Annotated in this window: 14 protein-coding genes and 1 pseudogene; all 15 read left to right on the top strand. The window is 38.6% G+C overall.

Annotation, left to right across the window (positions count from 1 at the left end; all coding sequences use genetic code 11):
• The 15 genes and pseudogenes from DXB54_RS05865 (at nt 1) to DXB54_RS05800 (ending at nt 12,803) form a co-directional block, all read left to right on the top strand.
• Entirely contained in the window at nt 1–618 is a 618-nt protein-coding gene (locus DXB54_RS05865; protein ID WP_118694556.1) for a cell division protein SepF, read from the top strand.
• A 65-nt stretch (nt 619–683) separates the two neighbouring features.
• Nucleotides 684–1,424, top strand: a complete 741-nt coding sequence (locus DXB54_RS05860; RefSeq protein WP_118694555.1) for a DivIVA domain-containing protein — start codon at nt 684–686, stop codon at nt 1,422–1,424.
• Between the two features lie 21 nt (nt 1,425–1,445).
• Nucleotides 1,446–2,537 carry a 3-dehydroquinate synthase gene (gene aroB / locus DXB54_RS05855; protein ID WP_118694554.1) on the top strand — a complete coding sequence of 364 codons (1,092 nt, stop codon included), beginning with the start codon at nt 1,446–1,448 and terminating at the stop codon, nt 2,535–2,537.
• An 81-nt stretch (nt 2,538–2,618) separates the two neighbouring features.
• On the top strand, nt 2,619–3,188 hold the full coding sequence (gene lspA, locus DXB54_RS05850) for a signal peptidase II (protein WP_243104762.1): 570 nt from the start codon (nt 2,619–2,621) through the stop codon (nt 3,186–3,188).
• 94 nt (nt 3,189–3,282) lie between these two features.
• Nucleotides 3,283–4,209: an RluA family pseudouridine synthase gene (locus DXB54_RS05845; RefSeq protein ID WP_118694553.1), complete on the top strand. Its 927-nt coding sequence runs from the start codon at nt 3,283–3,285 to the stop codon at nt 4,207–4,209.
• Nucleotides 4,210–4,528: 319 nt separating this feature from the next.
• On the top strand, nt 4,529–5,143 hold the full coding sequence (locus DXB54_RS05840) for a cytidylate kinase-like family protein (protein WP_021939186.1): 615 nt from the start codon (nt 4,529–4,531) through the stop codon (nt 5,141–5,143).
• 25 nt (nt 5,144–5,168) lie between these two features.
• Nucleotides 5,169–5,606 carry a GatB/YqeY domain-containing protein gene (locus DXB54_RS05835; protein ID WP_021939187.1) on the top strand — a complete coding sequence of 146 codons (438 nt, stop codon included), beginning with the start codon at nt 5,169–5,171 and terminating at the stop codon, nt 5,604–5,606.
• A 204-nt stretch (nt 5,607–5,810) separates the two neighbouring features.
• Nucleotides 5,811–6,218, top strand: a pseudogene (locus DXB54_RS05830) (DUF4143 domain-containing protein); the annotation flags it as partial.
• A 38-nt stretch (nt 6,219–6,256) separates the two neighbouring features.
• Nucleotides 6,257–6,808, top strand: a complete 552-nt coding sequence (locus tag DXB54_RS05825) for a GNAT family N-acetyltransferase (RefSeq protein ID WP_118694551.1) — start codon at nt 6,257–6,259, stop codon at nt 6,806–6,808.
• Between the two features lie 25 nt (nt 6,809–6,833).
• On the top strand, nt 6,834–7,301 hold the full coding sequence (locus tag DXB54_RS05820; RefSeq protein ID WP_118694550.1) for a hypothetical protein: 468 nt from the start codon (nt 6,834–6,836) through the stop codon (nt 7,299–7,301).
• A gap of 78 nt (nt 7,302–7,379) precedes the next feature.
• Nucleotides 7,380–7,556, top strand: coding sequence for a DUF6019 family protein (locus tag DXB54_RS11975; RefSeq protein ID WP_199708736.1), 177 nt, complete (start codon nt 7,380–7,382; stop codon nt 7,554–7,556).
• 24 nt (nt 7,557–7,580) lie between these two features.
• Nucleotides 7,581–8,270 carry a response regulator transcription factor gene (locus DXB54_RS05815; protein ID WP_118531169.1) on the top strand — a complete coding sequence of 230 codons (690 nt, stop codon included), beginning with the start codon at nt 7,581–7,583 and terminating at the stop codon, nt 8,268–8,270.
• Nucleotides 8,246–9,511: a sensor histidine kinase gene (locus DXB54_RS05810; RefSeq protein ID WP_118694549.1), complete on the top strand. Its 1,266-nt coding sequence runs from the start codon at nt 8,246–8,248 to the stop codon at nt 9,509–9,511. The genes DXB54_RS05815 and DXB54_RS05810 overlap by 25 nt, the downstream gene beginning before the upstream one ends.
• 176 nt (nt 9,512–9,687) lie before the next feature.
• The gene (locus tag DXB54_RS05805) at nt 9,688–10,362 is read left to right on the top strand and encodes an ABC transporter ATP-binding protein (protein ID WP_006426335.1); all 675 of its coding nucleotides are present in this window, start codon (nt 9,688–9,690) and stop codon (nt 10,360–10,362) included.
• Nucleotides 10,359–12,803: an ABC transporter permease gene (locus tag DXB54_RS05800; RefSeq protein WP_118694548.1), complete on the top strand. Its 2,445-nt coding sequence runs from the start codon at nt 10,359–10,361 to the stop codon at nt 12,801–12,803. The genes DXB54_RS05805 and DXB54_RS05800 overlap by 4 nt, the downstream gene beginning before the upstream one ends.
• The last annotated feature ends 202 nt before the right edge of the window (nt 12,804–13,005 follow it).

Genomic DNA, 13,005 nt, shown 5'->3' with positions numbered 1-13,005 from the left:
ATGGCAAAGCATAGTAAGAAGAGTTTTCTGGATTTCTTTAAGTTAAATGATACAGAAGACGAGTATGATGATGACTTATTTGACGAAGATGAAGAATACGATGATGATGATGACCTTGACGAGGACTATGACGATGATGACGACTTCGAGGAAGAGGAAGAAGTAAAGCCAGCAAAGACATATACATCAAAGCCTGCTTCATCACTTACATCTGCATTTAGGAAGACACAGGCAAAGCCTGAGAGACCACAGTCTGCACCAACAGTTTCACGTAATAATGTTGTCTCAATAAATAATAGACGAAATGTAAATTCAATACATACAGTTAAGGTTGTAAAGCCTGAGGAATTTGATGACGCACAGGATGTTGTAGTACATCTTAAGGAGGATATGACCATCGTCCTTAATGTTGAGGGTCTTGAGGTTAATACAGCCCAGAGAATCATTGATTTCGTTGCCGGAGCCTGCTACGCAGTTGACGGAACACTTCAGGCTATCTCAGGAAGTATATTTATCGCAGCACCAAACAACATTGATGTTTCAGGTGATATTAGAGATGAAATATTAAATGAAGCTTCTGCTTCACTTAATGCTCCATCTGTAGGTGGTTACTACTAAGATTGGTTTATACTTATAATATATAAGACATGGGGGAGTCATGTATACCAGGAGGAGGAATAAAAATGCTTACACCTGTAGATTTACAACAGAAAAAATTTAAGCAGGGTATGGGTTATGCAAGGAAGGATGTTGATTCTTTCTTTGATATTGTAGTACACAGCTACACGGATTTATATAAGTCTAACGCAGAACTTACAAATCAGGTAAAAACTCTTACAGATACATTGGTTCATTACAGAACAACAGAATCCAAGCTTCAAAAGTCTCTTATGCTGGCAGAAAAAAATGCTGAGGAATCAGCGAAGAATGCCAGTGACAAAGCAAGGCTTATTGAAAATGATGCAAAGCTAAAAGCCAACAGCATTGTTCATGAGGCCAAGGAGGAGCTTGACAGAATTGAGGGAAGCATTGAATCCATTAAACAGCAGTACAGAGATTATGCTGCCTCGTTTAAGAATATGATGGATGCCCACTTACGTTTCCTGGCAGAAAATCCTATCAATGAGGAGCTTGGTGTGGATTTCTCCGATGTAATGAAATATAGTAACGAATATGCCGGTGCATCTTACGGAACGCCTGACAGTTCTAAAGGGATGAGTTCAGAAGATAAATTTGCTGCTTTCTCTGGTGATCCACAAGGTCGTGAAGAATCTTCATTAGGCGGCGGCAGTGGTTCTGCCATGGGAGATTCCACACTTGGCGGAATGAGTAGCGGAAGTGTTACCAGTGACTCTTCTGTATACACCAAGAACCTTGGTGGTGGATCATTTGTAGATCCATTCAAATTCACGAATAATGATTAATAAAATATAAAGGAGTATGTCATGTTAGATAAGTTGACGGTCCACATGGACAAAAAACCTATATATGATATAGTCTTTGCAGATGATTTTAATTCCCTGCCTGAGCTTTTAGCCGGACAGGGAATTGCTGATAAAAGGGTATGTATTGTTACAGAAACCACTGTAGCGCCTCTTTACCTTGATATAGTGAAGGAGCAGTTAAAGGGAAAATGCAAAGAACTTATATCCATAATATTCAAAGCAGGAGAGGAAAACAAAAATCTTGATACTGTCAAATATATTTATGAGGAACTTATCAAGGCTCATTTTGACCGAAAGGATATGCTTGTTGCTCTGGGTGGCGGTGTTACCGGAGACATAACCGGATTTGCCGCTGCAACCTATTTAAGGGGTATAGATTTCATTCAGATTCCTACCACTCTGTTGTCACAGGTAGACAGCAGTATCGGCGGTAAGACAGGCGTTGACTTTGATTCATACAAAAATATGGTTGGAGCATTCCATATGCCTAAGCTTGTATATATAAATATTTCCACCATCAGGACTCTGGACAATACCCAGTTCATATCGGGCATGGGGGAGATTATCAAGCACGGTCTCATAAAGGATGAAGAGTACTTTAACTGGATGATAGCCAATGCCGAAGCCATCAAGGAACGCGTTCCCGACAAGCTTCTTCATATGATAAAGGTAAGCTGTAACATAAAGCGGATGGTAGTTGAAACGGATCCTACCGAGAAAGGAGAGAGAGCACTTCTTAATTTCGGTCACACCCTGGGACATGCCATTGAGAAATACATGAATTTCACCATGAGTCACGGTGCCTGTGTAGGTATCGGATGTATTCTTGCAGCGTATATTTCTTATAAGAAGAACTGTATTGATATGAATCAGTACCATTCAATAGTTGAGGCGTTTAAGACATTTGGATTTGACCTTCTTCCGGCTGATATTGATGTAAACGAAATTGTAAGATATACCAAGAATGATAAAAAAATGGTAGGTGACAGCATAAAATTCATACTGCTGCACAGCATAGGTAATGCATACATAGACATGAATGTGTCAGAGTCTGACATGATCGCAGCTCTTAATGAATCTGTATCAAAGTAACAAATATTATGAAAAACAATGCTTTAAAGGCGACATTTTTTAAAATGCTTTTTAAGTGCTGTTTTATGAGGATACCGGACTATGAAGAATACTAAAAAAATTGTCAATGGAGTTATGGCATTTATCTCCATGATCCTGCTGATTTTTCTTGATCAGGCAGTGAAGATATATATTGATTCAAATTTTAAGGTTGGCGAAACAACACCTGTAATAAAGAACGTGTTCCACATCACATATGTTGTAAATGAAGGAGCAGCCTGGAGCAGCTTCTCAGGAAAGACGGTAATGCTGTTATCCGTAACTGCCGTGATCCTGGTAGCAGTGATCATGGCATACGTTGTGTTCCTTAAGAAAGACATATTCAAGCCATTAAGAGTACTTATGGTATTTCTTGCATCAGGAGCCATCGGCAATATGATAGACAGATTTACAAAGGGATATGTTGTTGATATGTTTGATTTCAAGCTGATACATTTCCCTGTATTTAATGTGGCTGACATATATGTTACCTGCAGTGTTATCATCGGAATGATACTTATACTGTTTAAATATAATGATGATGACTTCGCAGCCTTAAGAAAAAACGGCGATGTGGATAAAGACGATAATGCAGAAAAAAAAAGCAAGGTCAATGACAACACAGATAAATAATATCAGTTTTTATGAATACCGGCCAGCGTAAATATGTATTGAACAAACACTGTACGGTATAAATTCAGATCAAGATAGAATAAGGATAAAATATATGGAATATTATAATCTTGAGGCAGACGCTTCCTGGAGCGATAAAAGGGCCGATAAAGCCATTTCGGATTATTTTGAGGAGTATTCCAGGTCATTTGTCAGGAAGCTCTTTGACGACCGTCTGATCACCTGTAACGGCAGGGTCATAAAACCAAGTGCCAAGGTAAGTCTTGGAGATCTTATAAACATAACGGTTCCGGACGTGGAACAGACAGATATAATTCCGGAAGACATCCCTCTTGATATAGTGTATGAGGATGACGATATAATCATAGTGAATAAACCTAAGGGCATGGTAGTTCACCCGGCACCGGGACATGCTACCGGAACCCTTGTAAATGCTCTTATGTACCATTTCGGCAAGGAAGGGCTGTCATCCATCAACGGCGAGTTCAGACCGGGCATAGTCCACAGGATCGACATGAATACCACCGGTATACTTGTGGTCTGCAAGAATGACAAGGCTCATAAATCCCTTTCTGAGCAACTTAAGGTTCATTCCATCACCAGAAAGTATTATGCCATTGTGTGCAATAATATAAGTGAAGACGAGGGCACTGTGAACCTGCCTATAGGACGACATCCTAAGGATCGTAAGAAAATGGCGATAAATTACAAAAACGGAAGAGACGCCGTAACTCATTACAAGGTTCTTGAAAGACTTGGCAATAATAAGTATGCCTTTATAGAATGTCAGCTTGAAACAGGACGTACCCACCAGATAAGGGTGCATATGGCGTCAATACACCATCCTATACTTGGTGATGATGTATATGGGCCTGCCAACTGTCCATTCAAGCTTACAGGTCAGACCCTACATGCCGGTGTTCTTGGATTTATACATCCTACAACCGGAGAGTATGTGGAATTTAAGTCAGAGCTTCCGGAGTATTTTAACAAACTCCTTGTCAATCTCAGGGGATTCTAGATAACCGGTTATCAGATGGATATTCATATAATGATATTAATAATGAGCAAACGGACAATAAGTGTGTTAAATTTTTTATCGTAGATATAGATAGTAAGCATAAAGCAAGAGAATGTTGGATATTTTGTAAATATTTAACAATGTTTTATGTTTACTATTTTTTGTTGAAATGTTATAATTTATCTATAGTTTTTATTATATTTTATACATAATATATAATAAAAATCACTTCACACCATTGTGGTTATTGTATTCATGACACAGATATGGGGTAAAGCAAATTCAAGCGGTCTGATGTACCAAAAAGGAGGTAGTTATCATGAGCAATACTAAGATCATTACAATAGGAAGACAATTCGGAAGCGGTGGTAAGGAGATAGGAGAAGAGATATCCAAGAGACTTGGTGTACCTTTCTATGACAAGGAGCTTCTTAAGGAAGCAGCCAAGGCAAGCGGAATATGTGAGGAGTTATTTGACAGCTTTGACGAGAAGCCTACAAACAGCTTTCTTTATTCCCTGGTGATGGATCCATATTCTCTCGGATTTAATTCAAATGGGGAGCTGCCTATAAACCACAAAGTTTTCCTTGCAGCCTTTGATACCATTAAAAAGCTTGCAAACGACAATGGTTCATGTGTATTTGTAGGTCGTTGTGCAGATTATGCTTTAAAGGATACTCCGAATGTACTTAATGTATTTATATATTCAGATATCGAAAACAGAGTAAAGAGGATCTCAGAAAAATATAATTTAACTGAGGCAAAGGCAAAAGATCTCATTAAAAAGGAAGACAAATCAAGAGCTTCGTATTATAATTATTATACATCAAAACGCTGGGGCGAGATGAAGGGCTATGACCTCTGTATCAACACCAGTGCATTTGGTAAGGAACGTACAGTTCAGATGATCTGTGACGCTGCTAAAATCCAATAAATTATATTCGAGGAGACGATAGAAAATGAAACTTAAAGAATTACAGGACGCAATGATCGCTGCCATGAAGGCAAAGGATAAATTCAGAAAGGACTCCATTGCAGATCTTGTCTCTGCCGTTAAGAAAAAGGGTATAGACGCAGGCTGCCGTGATGATATTCCTGATGAAATGGCAAATGAAGCCATCTTAAAGGAGATCAAGTCAGTAAGAGAGCAGATTGATACATGCCCTGCTGATCGTACAGAGCTTCTTGAGGAGTACAGGAAACGTTATGATATCATGAGTGAATTTGCCCCTAAAATGCTTTCAGCAGAGGAGGTTTCCGCAATTCTACAGGAGAAATTCTCAGATGTACTTGCCACCAAGAACAAAGGTCAGATCATGAAGGCTGTTATGCCTGAGTTAAAGGGCAAGGCTGACGGCAAGGTTATCAACCAGGTGGTTGCTGAGCTTACTAAGTAATATATAGATGACACTAGAGAATATAGCTGTGAAACAATAGAGATTACAGACTTAAGAGCAAAAAAGCGATTGGTCTTATGATAAGACTGATCGCTTTTTTTAATCCAAAACATATAATTCTGAAGAAAAGCACAAAAACCAATAAAATAATTTTGAAGAAAGGTACATATTTTAAAATTAAAACATTGAAGAAAATCACATTTTTCTGATACGGGCTTATTTATTACACTATTGTTTATTGATCGCCCAGTAACGGAAAATGATATATATGCTAAGCTGCTTTCTGATAAATTACCTGCCAATTTGGGTTATTTATATGAGAATCTTGTGGCGCAGATGATTGCTTCATCTGGTAGAGAATTGTTCTATCATACATGGGAAAAGAATAAAAGTACTCATTATTATGAGGTGGATTTTCTAGTATCAGAAGGAAGCAAAATAAATGCATTTGAGATTAAGTCTTCCGGAACAGGAAAACATGAGTCAATAACAGAATTTTCCAAAAAATTTTCTCAAAATGTAAATAAGATATATTTAATATCACAAAAAGACGTAGGAAAAGAGGAAAACTTATTGTTAAAGCCTTTTTATTTCACGCCATTTCTAATTTAATACTGACGCTGACATGAGAAGTTACGGAGGTAGGGATAATGTTAAAAACCGAGAGATTACTATTAAGAAAATGGCAGGAATCTGATGCAGATAGCCTGTTTGAATATGCGAAGAACCCGGAGATCGGACCGATTGCAGGATGGCCGCCACATAAATCCATAGAAGAAAGTCTGCATGTGATAAAGAATGTATTTAATGGTGCGGAAAGTTATGCCATCTGTGAAAAAGAGAATGGAAAAGCGATCGGGGCCATCGAACTGATGTTGAACGGGCATACAGATATGACAGACCGAGATGATGAGTGTGAGTTGGGCTATTGGTTGGGACAGCCGTACTGGGGCAGAGGCTATGTACCGGAGGCTGTCAGAGAGATCCTTCGCCACGGCTTTGAGGATCTTGGAATGCATACCATATGGTGCGGCTATTATGATGGCAATCAAAAATCGAAACGAGTTCAGGAAAAAGTTGGATTTGTTTATCATCACACATGTGAAGATGTTCCGGTGCCGCTACTCAATGAAACGAGAGTGGGACATACAAATATAATGACAAAAGAGCAGTGGGAGAAAGTAAAACACTCTAAATACTAATAATTGTAAGGAAAGCTGAGAGAAAATGGATGGACAAAAATACAAAAATAAGGTATTAAAGAGGACATTTAAAAGATGTATGATTGCGGTTATTATAATAGCTATCTCCGGAATCATTGCCGGACTTTTTTATAGATGGCTTTTTTTAGTTGCTCTCTTTGCCTTTATTCCTATCATCTATTTGGTCAATCGAGTTTTCATAATCATAAAATGGAATCTGGTCGAGGGAATCATTGAGGATGTAACTTTAACTAATGATTATGACCAGCCCTACACAGAAGCTCATATTATATTCAAAACAAAAGATAATATTGAACACGAGTGTCTCCTCACCATAGGGCATTATGGAGATTGCGAAGAAGGAATAGAACCGGAGTTAGACAATATGCTCCAAAGTGACAAAGAATTATTTATAAAGAAGAAAATCCCGGTTTTTTATTCCCCAAAAGATGTTAATAGATGTATGGTATATTTCGAGGATTCTAAGACATAATGGTGATTGGTGATTGGTGTTTTATGTTATTATAATAATAAGACAAATACATAAATCGGTATTGACAGAGGTAATGAAATGTTTGAAGAATTAGGAATTAGTTTTGGCACAGCACTAATCGTCTTACTTGCATTATATTTTATAATTAAGTGGGCGGTCAAAAATGGAATAAAAGAAGCCTATAGGGATATTACAGGGAAAGTCACTACCGAGGATATTGAAGCAGAACATATATGTAACGAAGAGGAAAAATAGTTAGTAAAGAGAGGTGCATATGCTATGCCAGGTATACTCGTGGTTGAAGATGATGAAAATTTAAATCGTGGAATTACATTCTCACTGAAAAAATCCGGATATGAGGTTTTTTCCGCAGAATCAGTGAAAAAAGCGAAAAGAATTGCAAGTGATAATAATGTGGATGTTACCATTTGTGATGTGAATCTTCCGGATGGGAATGGACTGGAATTTGTAAGGTGGATGAGAAGCAATTATAATACATACATTATTTGCCTTACAGCACTAGATCAGGAGATGGATCAGGTTATGGGATATGAAGCAGGGGCAGATGATTATATTACAAAGCCCTTTAGTCTTTCGGTACTTCTTTTGAAAATAGAAGCACATTTCCGCCGCAGACAGGAGAAAACGGAAGCCGGAAAGATGATTTCGGGAGATATCGTATTTATCGCAGGAGAAATGAAAGTCCTGATAAAGAGTCGTGAAATCAGTCTGACAAAAACGGAGTTGAAAATGCTGACTTTTTTTCTTCAGAATCCGAAACAGATTCTTTCAAAAACACAAATATTGGAAAATGTGTTTGATCTGGAAGGGGATTTTGTGGATGAAAATACAATCGCTGTCAATATCAGAAGACTCCGTGAGAAAATTGAAGACAATCCGGCTGCACCGGTCTATATAAAGAATATCAGAGGTCTTGGGTATATATGGAATCAGGAGGTAAGGCAGTGACAAAGAGATATCACAGGAAACTCACATCAGTCTTGTCGTTGGTATTGCCGGTCATATTAGTGTTTGCAATATTAAATTGCTTTACCACGTATGTGTTTTATGAAGATTATAAATATAAAATGAATCTTATGACAGAGATTGCTGCAAAGGAAGAATTTTCCGGGCTGGATGCTGTTTCGGAATTGCTTAAGGATAAAGACATTGAAACTAACGAACAGGGAAGGCGATTATTGGAGCAATATGGATACTGGGGGAATAAAGGGAATGCATTTTATTCGCAATTCCGGCATCAGGTTATGGTGACTGGTGCTGTAAGCACTGTGATATGCGTGCTTCTTTTGACTTTTTTACTTTATTGGAAGAAAAAAGAAGATGCGTGTCATCAGAAAATTTTAGACCAGTTGGAAGAAATTCTGATCAGATTCCGTGAAAATAAATTTGATGATTTACTGAAAACGGAAAATCATGCAGAACTGGAAAAATTGAATGACCAGCTTGAAGCAATCGGACATCATATTCAGTTGATAAAGGAAGAAGCAAGGGCAGAAAAGGAGAACACGAAAGAAATGGTTTCTGATATTTCTCACCAGTTAAAGACACCGGTTGCAGCTTTGGATACATGTTTTAGTGTGCTGATGCAGAATGACTTAAGTGCCACAGAACAGGAGGAGTTTCGTATCCGTTGTCGGAGTGCTCTGGATGGACTGGAGACATTATTGCAGTCGCTTCTTGAAATATCCAAGATGGAAACTGGACTGATTCAGATTAATAAGAAAAAACTTCCGCTTATGGATACTGTCATATCTGCTGTGAACCGTATTTATCCTAAAGCGGATGAGAAAGAAATTGAATTCGTTTTTGACTATGAAAAAGAGCTGGAAACATGCACGATTATGCAGGATAAAAGGTGGCTTGGTGAAGCTGTGATCAACGTTCTGGATAATGCGGTCAAGTACAGTCCGTGTGGTTCAAAAATATTTATCCGGTTACAAAAAAGAAACTATCTTGTAAGAATGGAAATTGAGGATCAGGGAATTGGTATTCCGCAGAATGAATATCACAAAATTTTTCAACGATTTTACAGAGGAAGTTCCAAGGAGGTCATGGAAAAGAGTGGTACAGGAATCGGACTTTTTCTATCGAGAGAAATTATCGAAAAACACGGAGGTACGATCATGGTAACCTCCGGCAAAAAGAAAAAAGGAAGCACATTTGTGATCCAATTACCATATATTGGTTAAATTTTAGTGAGCAGGAATCTTACAATTCTGTAAGACTTCTGCTCGTTTTTTGAAAATGAAATGAAAGATTGTCCTGATACAATTTGGATGTAGGTTGAAAAATGACCCAATATATAAACAGGCAAAGAAAGCGTGCTGAAAAAGTACGCTTTACAGAATTGAAAAGGAGGCAACACATGAGTGTGATATTAGAAACCAAGCAGCTTTGTAAGTTTTATGGTGCAGGTGAGAATCAGGTCAAAGCGGTCAATCAGGTGGACATTCAGATTGAGCAGGGAGAATTTGTCGCAATTGTTGGAAAGTCAGGTTCCGGTAAAAGTACATTACTTCATATGCTTGGAGGGCTAGACACCCCGACAAAAGGCAGTGTTACTTTAGCAGGGAAAGATTTATACAGGATGAAGGAAGATGCCCTTGCTGTTTTCCGCAGAAGAAAAATCGGATTTGTTTTTCAGGCATTTAATCTGGTTTCATCTGTTAATGTCTGGGAAAATATTGTACTGCCACTGGGGCTGGATGGAAGAAAAGTGGATGAAGCGTATGTAAATGATATTATTGCAACTCTGGGGATTGAAAACCGGATTTATAATCTACCAAATCAGTTATCCGGAGGACAGCAGCAGAGAGTAGCAATTGCAAGAGCACTGGTGAACCGTCCGGAAATTATATTTGCAGATGAGCCGACAGGAAATCTTGATTCTAAGACCAGTGATGAGGTAATCGCCCTGCTTAAGATGACAGCAAAAAAATATGGACAGACAATTGTAATGATTACCCATGATGACGAAATTGCACAGGTCGCTGATCGTATTCTGGTAATTGAGGATGGACAGGTGGTGGATTTTAGATGAAGACAATAAGCAGGATTGCATATAGCAATGACAAAAAGAACAAGACAAGAAGTATACTGATTATGATGTCCATATGTCTGACTACGATGCTGCTTGTGATTATCAGTACTGTGGGAAATGGAATGATCCGTTTACAGAAAAGTCAGGCGGCAGGCTCATATGGAAGCAATTATGGTTTGTTTGTCGCAGCAGACGGATCGCAGTTAAAAGAAGTAAACCGCCGTGCGGAAATAGATGCTACAGGCACTATGTGCACCGAAGGTATCATAAAAGGCAACGAAAACGGTGGGTTTGTCTGCATGGATGAGACTGCAAGAAAAATGCTTCCCTATAATAAGGAATATGAGTTAAAGGAAGGAAAGTATCCGGTGGGAACGCAGGAAATTGCCGCAGGAAGAGCATTTTTTAGTGAAATGGGATATGATGATGTAAAGGTCGGAGATACGGTTACACTGGATTACCGCGCAGGGATGCAGTCAGAATATAAGCCGGAAGAATTTGTTGTCAGCGGAATCCTATATGATCGGGATGCGTATACCATTGAGGCATCTTATGTTGCTTTCGGGTCACAGGAGTTTTATGATGAGCACGTCGCAGAGAATGACAGACAGTATAATATTTATTTTACTTTAAATGATTCTGCAAATGTATCTATGAATAATATTGATTCGGTTATAAAGCAGATTGCAGCAGCTTGTGGGATCGAAGAAAAAAACGTTATAGTCAATGATCTCTATTTGCAATGGGTCTTGCAGCCGAGCTATGAAACGATTGCGGTATGCGGGGTTTTGATTCTTGCAATTGTACTTTTCTCTGTTGTGGTTATTTATAATATTTTTCAGGTAGGTATTGCCAACAAGATACAGGAGTATGGAAAAATCAAGGCTCTGGGAGCGACAAAAAAGCAGATGAAACAACTGATCTTCAGAGAGGGCATTTTTTTGACATTTTTTTCAATACCAGTTGGATTGCTTTTTGGCTTTCTGATTGCAAAATGCGGTTTTAGCTGGCTGGTAGAACAGGGGAACCTTGTATCAACCGGAACTGGCTCTATGGGAGTTCAAAATCAGCAGGTTTCTCTGTTTTCCCTGCCTGTTATGCTTCTCTGTATTTTCGTATCATTTCTTACCGTTACTTTGGCACTGCGTAAACCAATGAAAATTGTTTCACGGATTTCGCCTATCGAAGCAACACGGTATTTAGAAAATGCAGAAACACAAAAAAAAGGAAAACGAAATGGCAGAAAAAATGTCACCGTGTTTTCTATGGCAATGGCAAATGTAACGGGTAATCCCAAAAGAACTATTGGTACTATCCTCACAATGGGTTTTTCTTGCGTATTGTTTGTGATTATCTCTAATTATGTGGGAAATATTGACACGGAGCATGAAGCACGTCTTTCCGTTAATCATGGACAATTTGAACTGCAGCTTGACTATTCTGCTGAGTATGATGAAAGATATCCGGAGAATAATCTGGATACGATTCTGACGGATGATCCATTGAATGATTCGCTGATTGAAGAAATCAAAAGCATTCCGGGAGTAACAGATGTCATGACGAGAGAGATTGTCTCTGTAAATCTGAACGGAACAAGATTTCCGGCTACTATTGTGAGTAAAAAGGATTTTGATTTTATGCGCCAAGAAGGGGATATTGGCTCTATGGACTATGATCAGGCGGTAAAGAATGGTGATATTTTCTTTGGCTGGTCAACGTGGATGGAACAAGATGGATATGCTCCGGGGGAATCCATTGCATTTGACTTTGAAAATGGAAGTGGAATCTATACCTATCAGGGAAAGATTGCAGGATCTTTTGTAAGTGCGGACACTTATCTTGTCATTCCGGAAGGTGTATATCGTTCCATGAATCCGAGCGGAACAGCCTATGGCTATCTGTGGGTGGACTGTGATAAAAAAGATGTGGCATCTGTAGAACAAAGTCTGAATACTTTGATTTCTAATACTTCGCATATAAAAATGGATACTTATCATGCGCAGTTACAATCTGTCGAATTTGCAAGCAGCATGATGAAGCTTGGCTGTTATCTGTTTATGGCTATTGTAGGACTCATCGGGTTTATGAATATGGCGAATACCATGATCATGAATATTACGACAAAAAAGCAGGAATATGGTATATTACAGGCTGTGGGTATGACAAATAAGCAATTAAATTTATGCCTGCAGTTACAGGGACTGATGTTTACGGTTGGTACCATATGTATAGCTTTGATTATTGGTCTGCCACTCGGCTATGCACTTTTTTCCTATGCAAAACATATTGGAATATTTGGAATGAATATCTATCATGTTCCAATCGTACCAATTTTTAGTATGATTTTTTTGGTCGGTCTGTTGCAAATTGTACTTTCCTGCGTTTTAAGCAGTAATCTGAAAAAAGAAACGCTGGTAGAAAGAATAAGGTATCAGGGATAGCAAGTAATATCTAATGAACTAGGTCTTAACGAAGAGGAGAAATAGATAATTTCCAGTTTATCGGGCTGACGAGATACAGAAAACAGAATAAGAATAATCAACAGGCAGGTGGTCTTGTAACGAGACTGCCTGCCAACTTTTATGCCTGCAAGTGCCATTGCTCAAGGGATGTTCAAATGAACCCTCCTTTGAACAACACCCA

Origin of the sequence: Coprococcus sp. OM04-5BH (assembly GCF_003482105.1) — a bacterium.
In the GTDB taxonomy this organism is placed as follows: Bacteria; Bacillota; Clostridia; order Lachnospirales; family Lachnospiraceae; genus Coprococcus.
The sequence above is the reverse complement of the archived record's forward strand: the minus strand, read 5'-3'. Positions and strand labels throughout refer to the sequence as shown.

What these genes read in the sequence shown, in the direction of transcription:
- DXB54_RS05815 (WP_118531169.1), top strand. Translation starts at nt 7,581, where the DNA reads ATGCCAGGTATACTCGTGGTTGAAGATGATGAAAATTTAAATCGTGGA.
- DXB54_RS05840 (WP_021939186.1), top strand. Translation starts at nt 4,529, where the DNA reads ATGAGCAATACTAAGATCATTACAATAGGAAGACAATTCGGAAGCGGT.
- DXB54_RS05800 (WP_118694548.1), top strand. Translation starts at nt 10,359, where the DNA reads ATGAAGACAATAAGCAGGATTGCATATAGCAATGACAAAAAGAACAAG.
- DXB54_RS05845 (WP_118694553.1), top strand. Translation starts at nt 3,283, where the DNA reads ATGGAATATTATAATCTTGAGGCAGACGCTTCCTGGAGCGATAAAAGG.
- lspA (WP_243104762.1), top strand. Translation starts at nt 2,619, where the DNA reads ATGAAGAATACTAAAAAAATTGTCAATGGAGTTATGGCATTTATCTCC.
- DXB54_RS05810 (WP_118694549.1), top strand. Translation starts at nt 8,246, where the DNA reads ATGGAATCAGGAGGTAAGGCAGTGACAAAGAGATATCACAGGAAACTC.
- DXB54_RS05820 (WP_118694550.1), top strand. Translation starts at nt 6,834, where the DNA reads ATGGATGGACAAAAATACAAAAATAAGGTATTAAAGAGGACATTTAAA.
- DXB54_RS05805 (WP_006426335.1), top strand. Translation starts at nt 9,688, where the DNA reads ATGAGTGTGATATTAGAAACCAAGCAGCTTTGTAAGTTTTATGGTGCA.
- DXB54_RS05860 (WP_118694555.1), top strand. Translation starts at nt 684, where the DNA reads ATGCTTACACCTGTAGATTTACAACAGAAAAAATTTAAGCAGGGTATG.
- DXB54_RS05865 (WP_118694556.1), top strand. Translation starts at nt 1, where the DNA reads ATGGCAAAGCATAGTAAGAAGAGTTTTCTGGATTTCTTTAAGTTAAAT.
- aroB (WP_118694554.1), top strand. Translation starts at nt 1,446, where the DNA reads ATGTTAGATAAGTTGACGGTCCACATGGACAAAAAACCTATATATGAT.
- DXB54_RS05825 (WP_118694551.1), top strand. Translation starts at nt 6,257, where the DNA reads ATGTTAAAAACCGAGAGATTACTATTAAGAAAATGGCAGGAATCTGAT.
- DXB54_RS11975 (WP_199708736.1), top strand. Translation starts at nt 7,380, where the DNA reads ATGTTTGAAGAATTAGGAATTAGTTTTGGCACAGCACTAATCGTCTTA.
- DXB54_RS05835 (WP_021939187.1), top strand. Translation starts at nt 5,169, where the DNA reads ATGAAACTTAAAGAATTACAGGACGCAATGATCGCTGCCATGAAGGCA.